1 pseudogene is annotated in these 320 nt (G+C 42.5%); it reads left to right on the top strand.

The annotated features are described in order from the left end of the window. Positions 1–320, top strand: a pseudogene (locus EIZ58_RS32920) (S-layer protein); the annotation flags it as partial.

Raw genomic sequence — 320 nt, 5'->3', positions numbered from 1 at the left:
TTTAAGAATCGTTAGCGCTGCTGCTGCTGCTTTACTTGCTGTTGCTCCAGTTGCTGCTTCTGCTGTATCTACTGTTAGCGCTGCTACTACTATTAACGCAAGTTCATCAGCAATCAATACCAACACTAATGCTAAGTACGATGTTGATGTAACTCCTAGTGTTTCTGCAGTTGCTGCAAATACTGCTAACAACACTCCAGCTATTGCCGGTAACCTTACTGGTACTATTTCAGCAAGTTACAATGGTAAGACTTATACTGCTAACTTAAAGGCAGATACTGAAAATGCCACTATTACTGCTGCTGGTAGCACTACTGCCG

The organism is Ammoniphilus sp. YIM 78166 (assembly GCF_004522215.1).
GTDB lineage: Bacteria > Bacillota > Bacilli > Aneurinibacillales > RAOX-1 > YIM-78166.
Note: the sequence above shows the minus strand (reverse complement) of the source record. Positions and strands in the feature narration are given on the sequence as shown.